A 20,169-nucleotide genomic window follows, 5' to 3' on the forward strand; every position below is an offset into this window, starting at 1 on the left:
CTCTCCTAGGCTGTCGCCATGGCCCAGCCCACCCCCAACCGCCACGCTGTCCTCGTCGTTGAGGACGATGAGACCATCGGCCGTCACCTGGAGACGGGTCTGCGCAGCAACGGCTACGCGCCCCACTGGGTACGCACCGGCTCCAGCGCCCTCACCGAAGTCGGGCAGCGGCCCTACGCCGCCGTCCTGCTCGATCTCGGGCTCCCCGACATCGACGGGATCGGCGTCGCCCGCACCCTGCGAACCCGCCACGCCGATCTGTTGATCCTCATCCTCACCGCCCGTTCCGCAGACATCGACGTCGTGGCCGGCCTCGACGCCGGCGCGGACGACTACCTCCTCAAGCCGTTCAGCCTCACCGTTCTGCTGGCCCGCCTCCGCGCCCACCTACGCCGCGCCGCCCCGGCGGCCGAGGCCGACGGCCCCCACCAGTTCCAGCTGGGCGACCTCACCATCGACATCGCGGCCCGCCGCTGCGAGGTGCGCGACAGCGGCGAACTGGTCCTACGGGCAAAGGAGTTCGACCTCCTGGCCACCCTCGCCCGCCACCAGGGCGAGGCCGTCTCGCGCGAGACGCTGATGAGCGAGGTCTGGGACGAGAACTGGTTCGGCCCCACCAAGACCCTCGACGTCACCATGGCCGGCCTGCGCCGCAGACTCCACGAACGGGCCTCCGCACAGCAAAGCTCCCACATGCCAGTGATCACCACCCTGCGCGGACACGGATACCGCCTGGAGGGCTGAACCCTCACCTGCGCACGGCACGCCTCTCCTGCCGCCACCCGACAGTTCCTATCGAGGTGACACCGCAATGCACCTACCGGCCCTGGAGGAAAGCACCTCGAGCGTACTGCGGTGTCCGGGGTTCCGATGGCCCGGCTCAGACCAGGGGGGTGATGGCGAGATCGGAGACACCAGGGCCGAGCTTGGCCAGACCTCCTGGGCTGCTGCATGCAGTCAGGGCGTCGACGTTGGCGTAGGTGGAGACCCGCTTGTAGTTCTCGCCCACGAACGGCCCGGAGGTGATCTTGCCGATACTTGTGACAACGAGTGCCGACTCGACCTGAGTGGTGGTCACGGCCGCGGTGGAGGTCTGCCCGTTGTCCCAGGAGACCGTCTGCTGCTGTTTCGGGGTTGTGTTCAGCAGGGTGGCGCAGGAGCGTGTGAGTGAGGTTCGGGTGACCGAGTCCCGTGCCTTCGTAATGCCGCCGCCATTGATCACAGCGCAGGTCTTCCAGGATTGCGACGAGGTGGAGGTGACGGTACGTGGCTCAGACGTGATTGCCGGACTGTAGGTGACAGTTGAAGTTCCGGTGCAGTTCACCGCCGCGGGGGCGGTGGAAGCGGCGGCGCTCGGGGCAGCCCCGGAGATCACGGCGCCGATGGCCACAGCGCTAGCGAGCATCGTGCGGTGGTGCTTCATACAGAACCCCGCTATCGAACCTCCCGAACACTGGCAGGTCCGTCGAGGCGGCCACCGAGCCACTCCAGGGCCGCGGGGATCTCCCTGCGCCAGGTGTTGAAGTTGTGGCCGCCGGTACCGAGGATGATCGAGAAGACGTGGGTGGGCGCACCGCGCTCGTCCAGTTGTTTGATCTTTTGGATGAAGTGCATCGTGGCTTTGTAGTCGTGTTCGCCGTGTCTGCTACTGGTGACCAGCAGGGACACTGGTGGGCTCGGCTTGTGCCCCAGCCGCCACATCAGGTTGTTCTCCGACTTCAGCCGCTTGCTGCCGCCGAACAGGTCACCGGTGGTCAGGTCGATGGGTGCCCTGTACGACGGGGACAGCCCGACGGCGGCGGAGAACGCCCGCGGGTGGCGCATGGTCATCTTCAGGGCGCAGTAGCCACCCGTGGAATCCCCCATGACACCCCAGTCGCGTGCCTGAACGCCCACCCGGTAGTGCCCGGACACCAGTTGAGTGAGGTCACGCGTGAAGAAGGTCTCCGTTCGCGGGCCCTTGGGGATGTCCATGCACTCGGTGTCTCTGGGCGGGACCAGCGTGGGCCGCATCATGACCAACACCGTCGGCGGCATCTTGCCCTGCGCGATCAGCCGGTGCTCGATCTGCGGGTACTGCAAGCCCTTGATCAGAGCAAGGGTGACACCCGGGTAGCCGGTGAGGACCAATACCGAGGAGAACTTGCGTGTGGCGTAGGCGCGTTGGAAGTATTCGGGCGGCAGGTACACGTACCCCGAACTGGTGATGCCCGAGGCGGCTCCCCGGATGGTGACCTCCTCGATCCTCCCGGCGACCGACGGCACGTCCGCGCCGGCCGTGGCCATGCGCCGGCTTCCCGTGACGCGCAGCCCGGGCTTGGCCAGCGCGTCGTGGCCCGTGACCGTCACGGGCTCGTGCGCGGTGCCGAGGAGGTCGTCCCACGAGCCGTAGAAGCCGAAGTACTGGTTCAGGAAGAGCCCCAGGGCCGTGATCATCAGCACCTGGGTGAGCAGGAGGCTGCCGATCCGGCCGAGCACCCGTCTCACACCGCGTCCGGCAAGCCGGGGCCACAACCACACGATGCCTGCGAAGATCAGAAACGCCGCAAGAAGCGCGAGCGCCAGGAGTTTCTTGCTGGTCAGACCTATAACGTGCCTCGCAGATTCCGCCCGGTCAGCAGGTCCGGCGGCCAGGCGCCCTTCGGTGCGTCCCCGCCAGCTCCGCCGACCGCGGGTGTGGAGTGGACGTCCGGGAAGGAAGAGGACAAATCACGGTACGGGGTTCCGTCGGTCGGCCACTGTCTGCCGCGCGGGTGTCGCTTCGCCCTCTAGAGTCGATGCGTGCTTCTGGGAACGGTCTGCGCTCTTGGCGCGGCGGTCTGCTTCGGTACAGCGACGGTGTGGCAGGCGATGGCCGCCCACGCCGCGGCTGTCGACGGGCCCACGGGCCAGGCTTCGCTCTTGCTGCGGTCCGTGCGACAAGGGCGGTACCTGGCGGGTCTCGCGCTCGACACGGCTGGGTTCGTGCTCCAGATCATTGCCCTGCGGTCCGTGCCGATCTACGCCGTCGGGGCAGCGCTCGCCGCCAGCCTCGCGGTGACCGCGGTGGTGGCCGCACGGCAGCTGCGTGTCCGCCTCAGTGGGGCCGAGTGGGGCGGAGTGGCGACCGTCTGCTCGGGTCTGGCAATGCTCGGGGTGGCATCCGGTAGGCAGGGTGAACAGGCCGGTTCAGCGGCCCTGAAGTACGTGGTGCTGGGCGCGGCGCTCGTCACGCTCGCCGTGGCCGTACCTGCCGAACGGCTGCCGAAGCGGGGCCGGGCGCTCGTCCTCGGTCTCGGTGCGGGCGCCGGCTTCGGTGTCGTGGAAGTCGCGGTGCGCCTCGACGGCGGGCTCGCGCCGGCCACGCTGCTGACCGACCCGGCGACGTACGCGCTGCTCATCGGTGGCGGCGCCGCCTTCCTTCTCCTCACCTCCGCCCTGCGGGGCAACTCGGTGACAACGGCCACCGCGGGTCTGGTCATCGGTGAGACTGTCGGACCGGCGCTGGTGGGGGTGGTGTGGCTGGGCGACCGTACGCGTGACGGACTCGCCTGGCTGGCCGTCCTCGGCTTCACGGTGGCCGTGGCGGGCGCCTTGACGCTGGCACGGTTCGGCGAGGCTCCTACGCCCTGAACGCCAAAAACTGGACGAGGAATGGGTGCGACTTCCGCCGAAGCTGCCTCTAACGTCTGACGGGGCGCACGCCCGGCGCGTCTTGGCGCAGTTGGCCGGCGCCGCCGTGCGCGGGCCGGTGGCCGCGGTATTGGTCCAGGGGAGGACGGCGGTGCTTGTTGTACGGCGTCATCGGGTCGATGGCGTACACGTGCGGTGCGGGATGACGGGTTCGGTGGTCCGCCGGGGGTTTCCATGGCGAGCCGCCGACGGAACGTTGTAGAACAACTCCGGCACGCCCCCACCCGGGGGAGCACGTACACGACGACCTGCGGCAGACGTCCCACGCTGCAGCAGCCCTGCTCGACGGCGAGTCACTCCAGCCGCCGCCGCGTCATCGACCCCGGTTCGCGGCCCGCCGCCAGCCACGCCGTGGCCGCGGCGGCGACGGGAAGGCCGAGCAGCGTGAGCGCGAGCGGCACATAGGGGACGTGGCCGAGCCGACTGAGATCATCGGCGAAGGCGGCGAGCAGGATGGCATACGCCCCGGCCGTCCCGAGCAAAACCCCGGCCAGGGCCAGGAACGCGGCGGTGGCGGCGGTCAGCCCGCGTCGAATGGTGGCCGTCGCACCGGTTGCGGTGAGGGTGCGCAGCTCGTCGGCCGCTTCGCCGCGGATGGTGCCGACGGTCATGGCCAGCACCCCAAGTGCCAGCAGGGCGCCTCCGGCCACGGACGCCCAGCGCAGCGTGGCAAGCCCGTCCTGCTGGTCGCGTACCTCGGTGACGAGGCCGTTCTCGACCGCCAGTTCACGGGCGGCGGTGATCTGCGTCTTGGTGAGGTCGTGGGGTGCCTGGACGAACCAGCCGGCGGTGATCGTGCTCCACCCGTAGCGTCGCAGCGCCGCAGAGGTGAGGAACGCGTCGGGTACGGAGGTATAAGCCGAGCCCTGGTAGTGCTCGGTGCGGGCCACGAGATCGCGCCGCACGGTGTTGAGGAGATCCAGCCGTCCGGCCGCCGGGGTGAACAGGTTCTGGTCGGCGTCCGCTGCCGTCAGCTTGAACCCGAACCGCCGCGCCGCCTCGGGTGTCGCGACGTAGGCCGCCGAACTGCGCCAGGTGTGCGGACCGGACTGGCGCCCGACTTCCACGGTCGGCTGGCCCGCTGCGGCCTCCGAGTCACCGGCCTTTGCCTGCGGCGACTTCGGGTCGTAGGCCATGACGAGCGGGGTCGCCGAGCCGCCCAGGGCAGCGGTGTACTGGTCGATGGCGCGCTGCACACGCCCCAATTCGGCGGCGCTGAGCCGCGGAACGATTGGGTCGACCGAGCCGATGCGGACGAGTAGCTGGCTGTCGGCCAGATTGCCCCGCTCGGCCGACACCTGGCTGGCGGCGGCCAGTATGGACACCGCGACCGGGATGCCGATGGCCAGGGTGATCGCGGCGAGCGCGGCGCCCGAACGGGCCTGGTAGCGGCCGAGACCGCGAAGCGCCAGCCGGGGGGTGAAGGGCAGCCGGACGGCTGTCGCGGCCAGCAGCCGTACCAGCAACGGGCTGAGCAGCAGCAGCCCCACCACCACCGCGACGATGCCTAGGCAGATCAGCAGTGCGTTGCTCTGGTGCGCCGCGGCCAGCGAACCGAGGCCCGCGGCCAGCAGTGCGGCCGCCGCCCACACCGACTGCCGGGCACGCACCGGCCGGGGCGGACGCGCGGACAGCGCCTGGGCCGCGGGGATCCGGGCCAGCGCGCGGGCGGGCCACCAGGCGGCGGCCGCCGGCGCGAGGACGGCGATGAGAGCCACCAGGACAACGAGCGTCCAGGGCAGGGCAAGCCGGTCAATGCGGTGGCCGACGGCATGCTCCATGTACGGGGCCAGCGGCAGCCAGGCCGCCACCCCGACGAGGGAGCCGACAGCCGCGGCACACACCCCGGTCAGCGCACCGTGCGCGAGCAGCACGAGCCGCACATGCCGGTCAGTGGCGCCAATCGAGGCGAGGATCCCCAGCTGCCGCAGCCGGCGCTGCGCCAGGACCGCGAACCCGGCGGCGGCGACCAGCGATACGAGCAGCAGTACTACTGTCGCCAGCGCGAACACCGCGGCGACAGGCGCCCCGTTGAAGGTCCGGTGCTCCTGGACGAACTTGGGGCTGTTGTCGGTCTGCCGGTAGTCGGAGAAGACGTCGTCCGGGACGTCTGCCAGCACCACCGCTGTCGTCGCCGCGCGGCCCGCGACCCGATCCTCCGCGGCGGCGGCCAGCGCGAAGATCTCACCCAGCTTCTGTGGGTTCTCGACCAGGCCGACGACTTCGAGTCGCTGTCCACCGAGCGTGACGTCCGCCCCCGGCCGGGTATGGAAGATCTCGGCAGCAGACCTGGTGAGGGCGATCTCCGTACCGTCACTGGGGTACCGCCCGCCGACCAGCCGCAGCATCGGCTTCCCGTAACGGCCGTGCGGGTCCTGGGCGCGGACGTCAAGGGGCCGTACGGAACCGGGGATGGTGACCTCCCGGTGGCCGATGACCTCGACCGGCTTCAGCTTGCCGCGAGCGGCGTCGATCTGGGCCTGTAATCGGCCCGCGTCCTCCAGACGTACGCGCTGCTGCGCCGAGCCGAAGGTGCCGGCTGCGGACTCCGGATAGGCGTTAGCGGCGGCGAGGCCGCAGACGGCTGCTGCGACGGCGAAGCCCACGAGGGACACCAGCAGGATCTGCTGGCGCCACTCGCGACGCAGCAGCCGCCATGCCCAGCGCACCACCGCAAGACGGGCGGGTAACCCACCGCCCGGCGGACGGTTCGGTGCGGGTGCGAAGGTCGCGGCGCTCACCGACCCGGCTCCCCGCCGGTCAGCAGACTCTCGGGACCTTCGGTCGGCGTACTCGTATCGATGACGACGCCGTCCCGTACGAACACCACCCGGTCTGCCCAGGCCGCGAGTTGGGAGTCGTGGGTGACCAGCACCGCAGCGGCGCCGTCGCGGCACGCGGACCGGATGAGGCGCATGACGCTCTCGCCGGTGTCGGAGTCGAGGGCGCCAGTGGGCTCGTCGGCGAACAGCAGCCGCCTGTCGCCGACCAGGGCGCGGGCGATGGCGACGCGCTGCCGCATGCCGCCGGAGAGCTCGTCGGGAAAGCTGCCGGCCCGGTCGGCGAGACCCAACTCCGCGAGGGCGCGCATGCCTTCGTGGCGGGCTTGCTTGGCCTTCATGCCGTCAAGTTCCAACGGCATGGTGATGTTCTCGACGGCTGTGAGCCCGGCGAGCAGATTGAAGTCCTGAAAGACGTAACCGAGATGGCGGCGACGCAGCCGGGCCCGGTCGTTGGAGCTGAGGTCGGACAGCGCCGTCCCCTCGATGACGACCTCGCCGCTGGTGGGCTCCTCGAGGCTCCCGGCGATGGTCAGCAGGGTTGACTTACCGGAGCCGCTGGGGCCCATGACGGCGACGAGTTCGCCAGGGACCACGCTCAGATCGACGTTGTCGAGCGCCTGGACGGCGGCGGTCCCCGTGCCGTAGGTCTTGGAGACCTTACGAATGTCGAGCACGGCGCTCATCGGAGGACCTCCCGGGCCGAAAGCCGAAGGGTCTCGTCGGCGAGGCGCAGTTCGTCGAGGCTGTGGTGCTTGAGGCGCCCCTCTGCGGCGTCGAGCCACCGGACGACGGACTCGAGCCGGAAGAGCTGGGCGTCGGCAACCAGCAGCAGCGACAAGTCCTGCGGGGCGTCCTCCTTGAGCCGGGTGTACTGGCGCATCTGCGCGACGGTGTGCCGCCGATGGGCCTGGAGGATCTCCGGCACGTCCACGCCAGGCAGCCGCAGCGCGACCAGCACCTTGATCACAAGCTCGTCCCGCGGCGGCGCGTCGGCCCCAGGGGGTGTACGCAGCCAGGTGTCGAGCTCCTGGCTGCCCGCCGGGGTGATCTGGTACTTCTTCTGCGGCCCCTCGGAGGTGTCGGCGGGGTCGGACTCCGCAAGACCGTCCCGCTCGAGCCGCTGCATGGTCGTGTACACCTGGCCGGTGTTGAGGGGCCAGACGTCCCCGGTCCGGTCCTCGAACTCCTGCCGCAGCCGAAGCCCGTACTTGGGGCCTTCGCTGAGCAGGGCCAACAGGGCGTGCCGCACGCTCATGGAACCTCCAACAATGGACTGTCTACTGGGTAGACTACTCAGTAGACAGTACGGCGCGGAGGGATGGATGGCCAGTGTCTGGACGTGGTGTGTGCCGAAGCCCTCCACCGTCTTGGTGACCCGACGCAGACCCCAGGACTGCACCATCAGCGCCCGTACGAAGGCGAGCCCTTCCAGCTGCCCAAGCCGTGGACTTCCAGGGCGCCAGGCTGCGTTGGATTTCAGAGCTCTGGTGTGGGCGAGGCGGTAGGAGTCATTTTCGGTCTCGATGATGTTGCCGCCGAAAGTGAGGCGGTCCACGATGGCCGCGCAGAGCCGGGGTCGGTGAAGGTCTTGGTCCACGAGGAGAACGACTCGTTGGAGGCGATCGCCACGCTGTTCTTTCCTCGCGCTCGGTCAAAACCTGGAACAGCAGCTCGGCTCCTCGCCGGTCCAGCTCCATATAGCCCAACTCGTCAATACAGAGAAGATCGACCCGTCCGTAGCGGGCGATCGTCTTGCTCAGCGGTTTCTCGTCGGCGGCCTCGACGAGTTCGTTGATGAGCTTGGTGGCCGGGACGTACTTGACCCGGAACCGGCCATCGCGGTCTCGGTGCCCAGCGAGTTCAGCGGGTGCGGCTTGCCGGAGCCTGGGTCGCCGATCAAACACAGCGGCAGCCCTTTGCGGACCCGGCCGTAGGAGACGTTGTCCATGCCTTACTCGTCGACCAGCCGGCCGACGACCCGCTTGGCGGTGTGGCGTTGTTTGCGCCGGGCGCGCAGGATCGCGCCGATCAGGTATTTGTGGGGGTCGATCACCGAAGGTCGCGGCGGCATCGGCTTGCGTGGAGCCAGCCACGGGGAGGTGATAGCTTCGCGGATCGGTCGCCGGTGAACCCCGTACCGGCGCGAGAGTTCATGGATCGAGAGCTTCTCGGTACGGGTATCGCGGCGGATCGCCGCGAAAAGCTCAATCTTGGCTCTCGGGCCATATATGCGGGCCCCCTGCCTATCAGGAGCACATCGATGCTCCCACCGCCAGACCGCCCCTGGGGGCCACTTCTGACCGGCACTCAAATTCGGAACAAGCCCTTGGGGCCACAGGACGCGTTCCGCTGGGGCCAGAGAAACCGTTCACAGCCAGCTGCGGCCGTGCGGGCCGGCGTCACGGCCTCCAGCCGGTTCAACGCCGGGTGTTTCTCCCGTGGTTCGTCGGTCATGAATCGTCCCAGCACGTCGCTGAAGTCAGGCAGGCGCTCGAGGTGCACGAAATGCCCGCTGCCCCGTATTACCGCGAGCAGCGCCGCGGGGACGCTGGCGGCGACGGCCGGCACGCCCTCCGGCGGGCAGAGCCGGTCGTGTTCGCCGCGGGGGCACGGCCGCCCGTACTCCGTGGATACCGGCAGCGGCTCATGAGCGTGTGGGCCACCATGCAGGAGGTCATCGACGCCCTGCGGGAGACATGCTGAGAGGGTAGGCTTCATCCGGTGGGCCCCTGTTGCCATCCCCCGTGCTACAGGGGCCCCGTCGCATCGGTTCGCGGAGCACGACGGGGCCGAAAAGCCGCGCGGGCAAGGGCGACATTCGCGCTCCAACTTGGGGCGATCATCTGGTGAGTATCTCCACCAAAAAACGCTGCCGAGCATCACCGAACAGCCGAGAAACACCCGGGGTATCGCGGCGAGGCCAAAGCCTGTTGCGAAGGTACGTCGTCTGCCAGACCTACCTGGGAAGCTTCAGGCATGCAGATGAGCGTGCATCTGACGATTGACTGCTCCGAACCGCAGAGAATGGTGGCGTTCTGGGCCCGGGGCCGGCGACATTCCGGAGTCGATCGTCGATCCGGCGGGCCGCGGGCCACGCGTATGGTTCCAGCAGGTTCCGGAACCGAAGACCGCCAAGAACCGGTGGCACTTCGACCTGAAAGTCGGCGGCGGCCGTGATGTCCCGCTGGACGTCCGCGCGCGGCGAGTCAGGGCCGCGGTGGACCAATTGATCGAGGCGTCTGAGGAGCCCACTGCGACAACGCCAAGGCCACGCCAGTCGCCGCGACCAGCCCGAACTCGTTTCCAGCGGCCGACACCGCGGCTGTAGAAGACGTCGTCCAGCAACGTTGCGCGTCGGGAACTCATGGCCGCTCCGCTCCGCCTGGGTGGTACCTCCGGTGAAATGCGTGGGTTGAGCTTCAGCGGTGCGCGGTCGCAGAAAGTCCTTCCTCGGCTCCAGGCGAACCCCTACGTGGGGACACTCGTCACCGTCACTTCGCCCGGAGCCTCGCTCGCGCGGTGTCGCGTCCATTGCCGGAGGCGCTCCGCCGGCCTCGGCAGCACCACGAATGCCTCGGCCTGCAAACAGGCCCAGCCGATGCGTGGCAGGTCACGGGCGGTCGGGTAAACGACGAAGCGGGGCTGCCAGTGCGGGCGGAACTTGGCGTTGAAGCGGTACAGCGACTCGATCTGGAACCAGCGCGAGAGGAAGACGAGCAGCGCGCACCACCCCTTGAGCACCGGGCCCGCACCGATCCGCTCGCCGCGCGCCAACGCGGCCCGGAACATCGCGAAGTTGAGCGAGACACGGGCGACGCCGAGGTCGGGTGCGGCGCGCAGCGCCGCGACGATGAGGAGTTCGTTCAGGCCGGGTTCGGCAGTGCGGTCGCGGCGCATCAGGTCAAGGGAGAGCCCGTCCTCGCCCCAGGGCACGAAGTGCAGCAATGCCCGGACGTGTGTGGTTCCGTCGGCGTCCTTCTGGTGGGCAGTAACGACGACACAGTCGCTGTCCGACGCGTCGCCAAACCGGCCGAGCGCCATGGAGAATCCGCGTTCGGTGGCGCTCCCGCGCCAGGCGGCGGCAGCCTCTCGCAGTTGCCGCTTCTCCTCGTCCGCCAGTTCGCGGACGCGCCGCACTTGGCATGCATAGCCGCTGCGCTCAATGCGGTTGACCATCTGTCGAACGTTGCGCATGGTGCGGCCCGCGAGGCTGAAACCGTCGCAGTCGACGATGGCCTCGTCCCCCAACTCCAGTGCCTTCAGGTCGCCTTCACGGGCCCAGATCTGCGCACCCAGTTCGCTGCAGCCCATGACGGCGGGCGTCCAGGCGTGCCGCGCGCACCGGTCGAGGAATTCCTTGATGGCACCGGGCCATGCCTCCGGATCACCGAGCGGGTCACCGCCTGCCAGCGCGACACCGGAGACGACTCGATAGGCGACGGCTGCCTTTCCGGTGGCCGAGAACATGACGGCCTTGTCACTGCGGAGCGCGAAATAGCCGAGCGAGTCGCGACGCCCCTCCTGCGCCAGCAAGGCTCGCACCCGCCCGTCCCCGTCGGCCTGGGCGAGCCGAACGGGCCGCAACGCCAGGTAGACGGTGGTCGAGGCGGTGAGCAGTCCCAGGCCGAGAAGCGAAGCGCTCACGACGTCACCGATCCGGTCGCTGTCGTACGTCAAGGGGCCCGCCATCCCGACCAGTCCGTACACGACCTGCCGCAGCCGGTCGACGAACGAGATGCCGCGCCCCGCCTCGTGGTCGGCGTGCACTCCGACGATCAGCAACCCCAGTCCGACGCTGATCGTGCCGAGCAGGAGCAGGTTGCCCAGCGCCCGGGTCCGCCCGCGCGGGTCACTCAGGGCGTGGAACTCGTGCCGCAGCAGGACCAGTGCGGCACACAGCAGCGCGGACACGGCGGCCCCGACGAACGCGTGATGCCGCAGTCCCTGCACCAGTGCGCTCATCGCGAGCAGAGCGACGGCCGCCTCCCACGCGCGCCGTTTGCCGCGTCGCAGTCCGCGCGCCAGCAGGACGAGAAGAATGCCGGCGACGAGGGCTGCGGCGCGCGCCACGCCCTCGGTGAGACCGGGGACATAGGGCGCGATGCGTTCGATCCGGCTGGCGCGTACCTGCGTGGAGACGGCCGACGCGACGTCGATGAGCCCGATGAGCAGGCAGGTGTGTCCGGCCAGGACTGTGGGGCGAAGGTTCACGGCTGCTGAGCGTAGGCGCGCTGGTCACCGGTGGAGTAAGAGCGAGTGCGGAGAAGGGTAAGAGTGCGCGGCGGAGCAAACCCGTCTCCCGCCCCCGGCCTCTGTTCCGGTGGAGGCTGCCCAGAAAGGGCAGTTGGCCGCGTGTAGCGGCCGTGTTCTCGGCGAGAGGTGGAACGAACGATGGGTCTGACAGGCCGGGCGTTGGAATGCGCGGCGGTGCTGCTCGCGCTGGCATGTGTGTGCCTCACGGTCTGGGCGTGGCCGCGCCTCGCCCGGCGCGGGCCACTGGCCGTGCTCGGCAGGCTGGGCGTCATCGCGGCGACGCAGGTGGCGCTCCTGACGGCGTGCGCGGTCGCGGTGAACACGTACTTCGACTTCTACGGCTCCTGGGACGAGTTGCTCGGCCATGTCTCCACCGCCCCCGGGCGGGTCACGGATGCGGGGGGCGGTGCCCGTGTGCAAGCCGCCCGTGGCAGCCTCGTCCAGCCTGCGGGGCCGCAGGGCCTGGGCCAGGTGCGCGGCCTGCCCGCGGGGCCTCCCGCGAAGGCGGGCCGGGTCGAGTCGGTGCGGATCGTCGGGCGCCGCACACGAGCCATCAACCCCGCGTTCGTCTACCTGCCGCCGCAGTATTTCCAGCGGCAATACCACCGACAGCGTTTCCCGGTGATCGTGGCGATCAGTGGCTACCCCGGAGGCATCATGAACCTTGCCCGCTTCCTCGAAGTGCCGCAGACCGTCGGCCGGTTGGAGCGCGCGGGGAGCATGCAACCGACAGTCGTCGTGATGGTGCGGCCCACGATCGCGCCGCCCCGCGACACCGAGTGTGTGGACGTACCGGGCGGCCCCAAGGCGGAGACGTTCTTCACCCGGGACCTGCCCGAGGCGCTGAAATCCGCGTACCGAGTGGGCCACGCATCTAGTGGGTGGGGCGCGCTCGGCTACTCCTCCGGCGGTTCATGCGCCCTGCAACTCGCCCTGCGCGACCCGGAGGTGTACACGTCGGCGGCCGCACTGTCCGCGGACTACAAGGTGACCGAGGATCTGACGACAGGCAGCCTCTTCGGCGCCCGGCCACGTGCGACGCGCCTGAGGCAGGAACACGACCTCGTCTGGCGGCTACGGCATCTGCCCGTGCCACGCGTCTCTGTCCTCGTGACGAGCTCTCGGCAGGGCGAGCGCGATTATCGGCCGACAATGAGATTCCTCAACGCGGTGAAGCCACCGATGACGTCGGCGCGCATCATCCTTCCGCGCGGCAGCCACCACTTCACCACCTGGCGGCGGGAGATCGGCCCTGCCATGGAGTGGATGGGCCGGCAGCTGACGTTCCCGCAAGACACGACACCGAACCCGAAGCCGCGACATTCCGGGCGACTTGCCTCGCACCAGAAAGACCCGGCACCCCGGGCACGCCAGCACCCCGATCGGCCCGGTCAGGCATCGTCGTCCTGACCGTCGGCTCGATCGTCGCGGCCTTCCTCAACACCTCGACCCACGAAGGCGCCGACTGGGCGCCGGAACATCTCAGGTGGGTGGGAGACGGGGCGGGTGGCAGGCCGCCGCCGACTTAAAGGCTCTAACAAAAGCTGCTGATCATGAGTGTTTCGGTCTGTCTGTCCGTAGGTCTGGTCATGGGAGAGCGTCAGTTGCGGCCATGGATCGTGTCGGACGAACTGTGGTCGATGATCGAGCCGTTGCTGCCGGAGCCGGGCCCGAAGAAGGTCGAGGGCAGACCGCGGGTCCCGGACCGGCAGGCACTGTGCGGGATCCTCTTCGTGCTGCACACCGGCATCCAATGGGAGTACCTGCCCCAGGAGTTGGGCTTCGGCTCGGGCATGACCTGCTGGCGCCGGCTGGCCGCCTGGAACGAGGCGGGCGTGTGGGACGAACTGCACCTGGTGCTGCTGAAGAAGCTACGGTCGGCGGGCAAGCTGGACTGGTCCCGGGCGGTGATCGATTCCTCGCACGTGCGGGCCGCTCGGCGGGGCCCAAAAGCGGGCCGAGCCCGGTCGATCGCGCGCGGCCGGGCAGCAAGCACCACGTGCTCACCGACGGCCAGGGCATCCCGCTCGCGGTGTCGCTGACCGGCGGCAACCGCAACGACGTCACGCAGCTGCTTCCGCTGCTCGACAAGGTTCCACCGGTGGCCGGCACGGTCGGACGGCCGCGCAAGCGGCCGGACCTGCTGTTCGCCGACCGCGGCTACGACCACGACATCTACCGGCGCCAGGTACGACAGCGCGGGATCCGTCCGGTGATCGCCGAACGCGGTCAGCCACACGGCACGGGACTGGGCACCTTCCGGTACGTGGTCGAGCGCACCATCGCGTGGCTGCACGGCTTCCGCCGTCTCCGCATCCGCTGGGAGCGGCGTGACGACATCCATGAAGCCTTTCTCGGGCTGGCCGCCTGCCTGATCACTCATCGGCACGTCCAACGCCTTTGTTAGCACCTCTTAACCGGCCCAGCACCCGCCCCGTGGAGCTCTCATCACCGGCCCCTGGGGGTGGGGGTTCCGGTGGCGAGAGCGGTTCGATGGCGCCTGAGTGTCTAGGGAAGCCGGGCGCGCATGCCGCCCTGGGAGTGGGCGTGGCCAAGGTCCTGGGGCGTGTGAGCCGACTCCGCTCCTCGGCCCGGCAATACACCGGATACCGAACGGAGCTTCCTGCGCGCCCAGTTGGCGACACGGTCAGTGAACCGCCGCCAGGCGCGACGCCGACGGGAAGTGATCAGGGCCCGGAACAGTTCCTCGTAGCGCGCCACGACCGGTTCGGGGTCGTAGCGATGCGCCGAGTCGAGCGCCGCCGCGCTCATTGCCTTGCGGCCCGCCTCGTCCCCGATCAGGTCGAGCATCGCCGCGGCGAGCGACCGCGCGTCGCCGACCGGGACGAGGCGCCCGTCGGCTCCGTCCGTGATGATCTCGGCGGGGCCGAGCGGCGCGTCCGTACTGATGACGGGGACGCCGCAGCGCATGGCCTCGACAAGGGTCATCCCGAAGGACTCCGCGCCCGAGGCGCTGACCACCAGCGAGGCGCGGGCGAACTCCGGCTCGACCGGCGCCACCTGGCCCATGAGCCGCGCGCGGCCACGGAGCCCGAGGCCCGCGATCAGAGCACGCAACCGGTGCTCCTCGACACCCGCGCCATAGATCCGCAGCTCCCAGTCCGGCTCCTGCGCCGATACCGCCGCGAACGCTTCCAGAAGTAGGTCATAGCGTTTGCCGGGCACAAGTCTGCCCGCCGCTGCGACGATCTTCGACGTGCCGTCGGAGGGCGTCACGGACGTAGGCGGCACGATGTTGGGCACGGACAGGACACACGTCCCCGGCAGCGGCATCCGCTCCCGGTACACCCGAGCGTCGGCCTCGGTCATCGTCACCAGGGCGTCCAGCGAGCGATAGTGGCGGTGCAGCACGGCCCGCAGCTTCTTGCTGTGCGCGTCGTGCCGCAGGTGTTCCTGCCCGATCCGCAGCGCTCGCCGCGGCCCCCAGCGAGCGAGATATACGTTGATGCCGGGCCGAGTGCCGATGACCACGTCCCCGTCGCAGCGTTCCTCCAAGTACTCGCGTACGCGTTGATCGTGCAGGAGTGCGTACTGCTTATAGCGCTTCTCAAGGGCCGGGAAGTCCTGTGCCGGCTGCACGTACGCGGGATGCCGGGAGTCCTCACCGCCCGCCCGCGTGTCCACCAGCGGCACGAGCTTGATCCGAGGGTCGATGGGAAACCGGGGACTCTCCCGGTGTCGGGACATCGACACGACCTCCACCTCGTGGCCACCGTGCTCGGCGAGCGCGGCGGCGAGGTTGAGCGTGGTGCGCACGGTTCCGCCGACGGCGTACGCGTTGTGCAGCAAGAACGCGATCTTCATGCGCAAGGTCCTCCTTGGTGGGTACACAAGGGCGGACCCATGCCATCCCCCGACATCCCGTGACACCAGGGGCGACTGTGCCCCATGCACGTAAGCCTGGGGCTCTGGTCGGGTGAGAGACGGGTAAGAAGCCATCCGGCCGGGAGCCGAAGCGTCGATCCGGGCAGGCCGCGGAGGCAGACTGGGCTACGTGCCCCACCCCGACGCCTCCGCCTCCACCGTGCTGCTCGCCGAGGACGACCGCGCGATCCGGCACGCGCTCGAACGCGCCCTGACCCTGGAGGGCTACGCCGTGACGGCCGCCGCCGACGGTGTCGAGGCCCTGGCCGCCACGCACCGGATACGTCCCGACATCCTCGTCCTGGACGTGATGATGCCGGGCGTCGACGGCCTCCAGGTCTGCCGCGTGCTGCGCGCCGAGGGCGACCGCACCCCGATCCTCATGCTCACCGCCCTCGTGGAGACCCCCGACCGGATCGCGGGCCTGGACGCCGGCGCCGACGACTACGTGGCGAAGCCCTTCGACGTCGAGGAGGTCTTCGCCCGCCTGCGCGCCCTGCTGCGCCGCACCACTCCCCTGCCGGACGAGTCGGCCGACCACCGGATCACCGTCGGCGGCCTGCGCATCGATCCCGCCGCCCGCCGCGCCTGGCGCGGCTCGCGCGAACTCGAGCTGCCCCGCACCGAGTTCGACCTCCTGGAACTCCTCGCCCGCAACAGCGGCATCGTCCTGGACCACGCCACCATCTACGACCGCATCTGGGGCTACGACTTCGGACCCGGCTCGAAGAACCTCGCGGTGTACGTCGGCTATCTGCGCCGCAAGGTCGACGAGCCCGAGGGCCCGCCGCTCATCCACACGGTCCGGGGCGTCGGGTACGTCCTGCGGGAGACCTGAGATGCGGGCCGACGGAAAGCACGGCATCGATCGGTGGACATCCACCAGGAGACGTGGGAAGACGTGGCACACCCGCAGCCTGCGGACCACGCTGGCCATCGCGTTCGCCCTCGTCGCAATCGGTGTCACCGCAATGGTGGGCGTCCTGTCCTACGACTCGGCCGCCCGGCTCGTCCGCGTCGACCAGGAGGCCGTATTCGACGAGGTCGTGCACGACCTGCGCGCCCAGACGCGCCAACAGCCCCTCATGCCTGGCGACTTCACCTCAGCCGACCCGGACCACGACGGCCCGCGCGACGACCTGACCCGCCCCATCGGTACCGACGTCCAGATCCTCGGCCCCGGCGGCACCGTGGTCGACAAGGGCAGTCCGCCGCTCCCGGTAGGCACCGACGCCCGCCGGATCGCCGACGCGGACACCCCTGGCGTCCATACTGAAGACGACAACGTGGAACTTGCCGGCAACTCCTACCGCATGGCGACGGTGGCACTCGGCGACAGGCGTGGCGCGGTGCAGGTGGCCCAGGAGTTCAGTGACACCGAGGATCTGCTGCGGGAGCTGCAGAAGCGCACGATGCTGTTCGCGGTGGTGGTCGTCCTCGCAGCCGGACTGTTCGGCTGGTGGCTGGCGCGCCGCATCACGTCAAGGCTCGTCCGCCTCGCCGCGACCGCGGAAGATGTGGCCTCCACCGGCCGGCTCGATGTCGCGGTCGCGGTGACCGGCGGCGACGAGGTGGGCAGTCTTGGCCGTTCGTTCGACCGGATGCTCGGCCGGCTCGCCCGCTCCAAGGACGAACAGCACCGATTGGTCCAGGACGCGGGCCACGAACTGCGCACCCCGCTGACCTCCCTGCGGACGAACATCTCCCTCCTGCGCCGCATCGACGAACTGCCGCCCGCCTCCCGCGCCGAGCTGTTCGATGATCTCGCGGACGAATCCCGCGAACTCACGGACCTAGTCAACGAGTTGGTGAATCTCGCGGCCGGCCAGCAGGACGCAGAGCCTACGAACTACGTGTCACTCGCCGAAACGGCGGAAGACGTCGCCGCCCTGGCCCGCCGCCGCACCGGGCGCACGGTCACGGTCCATACCGAGACGGACACGACGATCACGGGCCGCCCCGCCCAGCTCCAGCGGGCCCTGTCCAACCTCGTGGAGAACGCCGCGAAGTTCGACGCCGAGGGCGCCGCACCCATCGAGATCAGCATCACCCGGGTCGCGGGCAGTCTGCGTGGAAGTCCTCGACCGCGGCCCCGGACTTGCCGAGGTTGACACGGAGCGCATCTTCGACCGCTTCTACCGCGCTCCCGCCGCCCGCAGCCGACCCGGTTCCGGACTCGGCTTGTCGATCGTGCGCGAGGTCGCTGCAGCCCACGGCGGCGTACCGTTCGCCGAGCGACGCGAAGGCGGTGGAGCGGTGATCGGGTTCACGGTCTACGCACCGCCCTCACGCTGAGCCATACCCAGGAACGTCGACTCTCTTGGCACGCACACGCCTCCGCAGTTCCTGCATTCTGATCGCCCCGCACTCATGCCTGTGAGGCCGCCTGCGGCCGCCAGATCCACGGCGTCGTGTCGGGTGACATTCCCAAGACCGACACGTGGTGGCCGCGCGCCGCCAGGAGGGATGGTGAGCCCACGGTGACCGGTCGTCCCGGGGTCGCCAGCGGACGGGCGTCAGAGGCGGTCCCGTATTGAATCTGGACCAGACCTCTGTCGGTCAGTCCGAGCAGCGCCGTCGCAGGCCTCCTTCTGCCAGGTATCGCAGCTTCGTGGGCGGCGACGGCTCCATAACCAGTGAGATGCGGCAGTGGAGTACGCGTAGCGCCGGGCGTGCCGGCGTACAGGTACGGCATAGCCTCGCCCGGGGCGCGGTAAATCAGTGCGATGCGACCTTCCGGTTCGAGCACGGCGGCCGGCGCACCGCTCGGAACCGGCAAGCCCGTCGGCGGACGCGCAGCGACCGGCCCGCTCCGCCGCCTCTGGGACCAGTGGTGCACGGTGTCATGTCCCGCGGCATACACATGGATCCGTCCCGCCTCGTCAAACACGACGGTCAGTCCGTCCTGGACCGGCCCGCCTCCCAAGTGACGCCAGGGACCCCATCGGCCGGTTGCTTCCCGTACGCGGGTGGCCAGGCCCTGAGCGGCCGTGCGAACGAAGAGATGGACACGGCCGTCCGGCGTCGCCACGGCGACCGGGCAGCCGGACCGCCGCCCCCTCTCGGCATCATCATCGGGGGTTCCGAGCCCCCGCCAGAGCCCTGCCGACCCGACCACCTCGTGCTCTTCCCAAACGACGATCTCCCGTGTGTCGGGGCGGCCTTGGCCGTCCAGCGCAGAGAATCGGAGCGCGAAGAGCAGGTGACGTGCGGCCGCATCGATCACTACGGAGAGGGCAGGGGCGAGTGGGCCACCGCCGAAGTTCTCCGGGGCGCCGAAGCGTCCGCTGCCATGGGCAGTCTCGTGCCAACGGACGGCCTGGGTGCCAAGCACTCCGTAGGCGACGACCCGGCCGAAGCGGTCGGTTGCGGAAACGGGCAGCGGACCCGGGTATCGCGGATGAGTACTGCGCACCCAGCCCTTGCGACTCGTCAGGGCATGGGCGCCGCCCTGACTGTAATCACCGCACCCCGCGGGGTCGTTGCACGACCACCCTGGCGCGCCCCCGTACGCGGCGATGAAGCCGGCCTTCTGTGCGAGGAGGTCGGGTGGAAGGTTGTGTGGCCAGCGCTGGTTGTAGTAGCCGCGGAAAGCCATCGTGGTGAAGCGTGGGGCATGCCCGTCACGCCGGTCGGAGTCGGCTACCCACTGGGACATGGCCTTCCACGTGAACAGGGCCGTCGGGGTGTGGTCCCGGTGGTCGGAGAAGTGCGGCTGGTCGCTGCCCTTCGGGTGCCGCGCGTCGTGCACCTGGTAGTCGGGGTCCGGGTCCATCGTGTGGACGATGGTGGGCCGGAAGTGGTCCATGAGCCATGCGAGAACGTCGACCAACGTCTGGTGGCCGTAGGCGTACGTCCGCCAGACCAAGGAGTCGGTGGCGTCCACGGTGCGCATGACCGTGCCCGGTGTGTCCCACAACGCGGGCAGGCGCACTCCTCCGTCCCCGCGCATCGCGATGTTGAGGAAGATCAGCTGTGCCCGGCAATCTCCTGCCGCCAGCTCGTCCGTCTCCGCACGTGCCCCGTGCGGCAGAGCCAGGACCGTGCGCCGCCAGCGGGTGAAGCGGTCCAGACCGAGCATCTCGGCGTAGGCCTGCCGCATGCCTTGCTGTCGAGCGCCGGAGTAGCCCGACTTGTTGGGCACCACCGGTGCGAGTTCATGGGGCACGCGGTTGCGGCCCGAGGATTCCCCTGCCGTCACCACGACGGTGATCACCGGGACGCCCGCGGTGAGCAGTTGGTGGCACTGGGGGTTCATGAAGAACAGGTCGTCGTCGGGGTGGGCGATGACCTGGAGCAGCAGGCTCTTCCCAGCGGCGGCGAAGGATCCGTTCGCTCGCGGGTCGACCGCGCGGACCGGTGCCGGCGCGGCGCCGGAATGCTTGCTGGGATCGCAGCCGGCGACCGTGGCGGCGACCACGCCCAGGCCGCCCGCGAGCACCTGCCGCCGAGTCGTCGCACGCGGTGACCCCGGCCTCTCTGCCTCGCCCACCGTGCCCCTCCCCTGCTCATCCGTTGCGAGACGCACGTCAGCTCCGCGCAGTAATTTCCCATCTCAACGAAGTGCCACCGACAA

14 protein-coding genes and 3 pseudogenes are annotated in these 20,169 nt (G+C 69.6%); 8 read left to right on the plus strand and 9 right to left on the minus strand.

Going from position 1 to position 20,169, the window contains the following annotated elements; all coding sequences use genetic code 11:
- The first annotated feature begins 18 nt into the window (after nucleotides 1-18).
- Nucleotides 19-744 carry a response regulator transcription factor gene (locus tag ACOKM3_RS02015; RefSeq protein WP_426896243.1) on the plus strand — a complete coding sequence of 242 codons (726 nt, stop codon included), beginning with the start codon at nucleotides 19-21 and terminating at the stop codon, nucleotides 742-744.
- A gap of 136 nt (nucleotides 745-880) precedes the next feature.
- Here ACOKM3_RS02015 and ACOKM3_RS02020 read toward each other — a convergent pair whose 3' ends face one another.
- Both ACOKM3_RS02020 and ACOKM3_RS02025 read right to left on the minus strand, forming a co-directional pair.
- Complete coding sequence (locus tag ACOKM3_RS02020; protein ID WP_426896245.1) at nucleotides 881-1,423, minus strand: hypothetical protein; 543 nt, start codon at nucleotides 1,421-1,423, stop codon at nucleotides 881-883.
- Nucleotides 1,424-1,434: 11 nt separating this feature from the next.
- A complete protein-coding gene (locus ACOKM3_RS02025) occupies nucleotides 1,435-2,589 on the minus strand; it encodes an alpha/beta hydrolase (protein WP_426906667.1) in 1,155 nt (384 codons plus the stop codon).
- 192 nt (nucleotides 2,590-2,781) lie between these two features.
- Here ACOKM3_RS02025 and ACOKM3_RS02030 point away from each other — a divergent pair, with 192 nt between their 5' ends.
- Nucleotides 2,782-3,612, plus strand: coding sequence for a DMT family protein (locus ACOKM3_RS02030; RefSeq protein WP_426896247.1), 831 nt, complete (start codon nucleotides 2,782-2,784; stop codon nucleotides 3,610-3,612).
- A 353-nt stretch (nucleotides 3,613-3,965) separates the two neighbouring features.
- On the opposite strand, the gene ACOKM3_RS02035 is transcribed toward ACOKM3_RS02030, so the two are convergent.
- The 4 genes and pseudogenes from ACOKM3_RS02035 to ACOKM3_RS02050 form a co-directional block, all read right to left on the minus strand.
- Nucleotides 3,966-6,413, minus strand: a complete 2,448-nt coding sequence (locus tag ACOKM3_RS02035) for an FtsX-like permease family protein (RefSeq protein ID WP_426896249.1) — start codon at nucleotides 6,411-6,413, stop codon at nucleotides 3,966-3,968.
- Entirely contained in the window at nucleotides 6,410-7,138 is a 729-nt protein-coding gene (locus ACOKM3_RS02040) for an ABC transporter ATP-binding protein (protein ID WP_426896251.1), read from the minus strand. The genes ACOKM3_RS02035 and ACOKM3_RS02040 overlap by 4 nt, the downstream gene beginning before the upstream one ends.
- Nucleotides 7,135-7,710 (minus strand): PadR family transcriptional regulator, encoded by a 576-nt coding sequence (locus tag ACOKM3_RS02045; protein WP_426906668.1) that lies wholly within the window; start codon nucleotides 7,708-7,710, stop codon nucleotides 7,135-7,137. Before ACOKM3_RS02045 ends, ACOKM3_RS02040 begins: the two co-directional genes overlap by 4 nt.
- Nucleotides 7,711-7,920: 210 nt before the next feature.
- Nucleotides 7,921-8,379: pseudogene (locus tag ACOKM3_RS02050) on the minus strand (ATP-binding protein); the annotation flags it as partial.
- A gap of 581 nt (nucleotides 8,380-8,960) precedes the next feature.
- Here ACOKM3_RS02050 and ACOKM3_RS02055 point away from each other — a divergent pair.
- The gene (locus ACOKM3_RS02055) at nucleotides 8,961-9,158 is read left to right on the plus strand and encodes a hypothetical protein (protein WP_426896253.1); all 198 of its coding nucleotides are present in this window, start codon (nucleotides 8,961-8,963) and stop codon (nucleotides 9,156-9,158) included.
- Between the two features lie 273 nt (nucleotides 9,159-9,431).
- A pseudogene (locus ACOKM3_RS02060) lies at nucleotides 9,432-9,783 on the plus strand (VOC family protein).
- A gap of 140 nt (nucleotides 9,784-9,923) precedes the next feature.
- Here the strand turns inward: ACOKM3_RS02060 and ACOKM3_RS02065 are convergent.
- Nucleotides 9,924-11,666: a phosphatidylglycerol lysyltransferase domain-containing protein gene (locus ACOKM3_RS02065; RefSeq protein WP_426896254.1), complete on the minus strand. Its 1,743-nt coding sequence runs from the start codon at nucleotides 11,664-11,666 to the stop codon at nucleotides 9,924-9,926.
- A gap of 180 nt (nucleotides 11,667-11,846) precedes the next feature.
- Here ACOKM3_RS02065 and ACOKM3_RS02070 point away from each other — a divergent pair, with 180 nt between their 5' ends.
- The gene (locus ACOKM3_RS02070) at nucleotides 11,847-13,118 is read left to right on the plus strand and encodes an alpha/beta hydrolase (RefSeq protein WP_426896256.1); all 1,272 of its coding nucleotides are present in this window, start codon (nucleotides 11,847-11,849) and stop codon (nucleotides 13,116-13,118) included.
- Between the two features lie 179 nt (nucleotides 13,119-13,297).
- Nucleotides 13,298-14,115, plus strand: a protein-coding gene (locus ACOKM3_RS02075) for an IS5 family transposase (protein WP_426906669.1) whose coding sequence is annotated in 2 segments (ribosomal slippage) — nucleotides 13,298-13,643 and nucleotides 13,643-14,115 — 819 coding nt in all. Because the reading frame shifts where the segments join, the coding sequence is not laid out codon by codon here.
- Nucleotides 14,116-14,216: 101 nt separating this feature from the next.
- On the opposite strand, the gene ACOKM3_RS02080 is transcribed toward ACOKM3_RS02075, so the two are convergent.
- Nucleotides 14,217-15,533, minus strand: coding sequence for a glycosyltransferase family 4 protein (locus ACOKM3_RS02080; protein ID WP_426896258.1), 1,317 nt, complete (start codon nucleotides 15,531-15,533; stop codon nucleotides 14,217-14,219).
- 220 nt (nucleotides 15,534-15,753) lie between these two features.
- Here ACOKM3_RS02080 and ACOKM3_RS02085 point away from each other — a divergent pair, with 220 nt between their 5' ends.
- Both ACOKM3_RS02085 and ACOKM3_RS02090 read left to right on the plus strand, forming a co-directional pair.
- On the plus strand, nucleotides 15,754-16,431 hold the full coding sequence (locus ACOKM3_RS02085) for a response regulator transcription factor (RefSeq protein ID WP_426906670.1): 678 nt from the start codon (nucleotides 15,754-15,756) through the stop codon (nucleotides 16,429-16,431).
- Nucleotide 16,432: 1 nt separating this feature from the next.
- Nucleotides 16,433-17,888 (plus strand): annotated as a pseudogene (locus ACOKM3_RS02090) (sensor histidine kinase).
- Nucleotides 17,889-17,961: 73 nt separating this feature from the next.
- On the opposite strand, the gene ACOKM3_RS02095 reads toward ACOKM3_RS02090, so the two are convergent.
- Complete coding sequence (locus ACOKM3_RS02095) at nucleotides 17,962-20,085, minus strand: PIG-L family deacetylase (RefSeq protein WP_426896260.1); 2,124 nt, start codon at nucleotides 20,083-20,085, stop codon at nucleotides 17,962-17,964.
- Nucleotides 20,086-20,169 lie beyond the last annotated feature (84 nt).

It is taken from the genome of Streptomyces nidicola (assembly GCF_050106155.1).
In the GTDB taxonomy this organism is placed as follows: domain Bacteria; phylum Actinomycetota; class Actinomycetes; order Streptomycetales; family Streptomycetaceae; genus Streptomyces.

Bases quoted from the DNA above. Each gene is read 5' to 3' on its own strand.
- ACOKM3_RS02040 (WP_426896251.1), bottom strand. From the start codon at position 7,138: ATGAGCGCCGTGCTCGACATTCGTAAGGTCTCCAAGACCTACGGCACG.
- ACOKM3_RS02080 (WP_426896258.1), bottom strand. From the start codon at position 15,533: ATGAAGATCGCGTTCTTGCTGCACAACGCGTACGCCGTCGGCGGAACC.
- ACOKM3_RS02020 (WP_426896245.1), bottom strand. From the start codon at position 1,423: ATGAAGCACCACCGCACGATGCTCGCTAGCGCTGTGGCCATCGGCGCC.
- ACOKM3_RS02070 (WP_426896256.1), top strand. From the start codon at position 11,847: ATGGGTCTGACAGGCCGGGCGTTGGAATGCGCGGCGGTGCTGCTCGCG.
- ACOKM3_RS02055 (WP_426896253.1), top strand. From the start codon at position 8,961: ATGCCCGCTGCCCCGTATTACCGCGAGCAGCGCCGCGGGGACGCTGGC.
- ACOKM3_RS02015 (WP_426896243.1), top strand. From the start codon at position 19: ATGGCCCAGCCCACCCCCAACCGCCACGCTGTCCTCGTCGTTGAGGAC.
- ACOKM3_RS02045 (WP_426906668.1), bottom strand. From the start codon at position 7,710: ATGAGCGTGCGGCACGCCCTGTTGGCCCTGCTCAGCGAAGGCCCCAAG.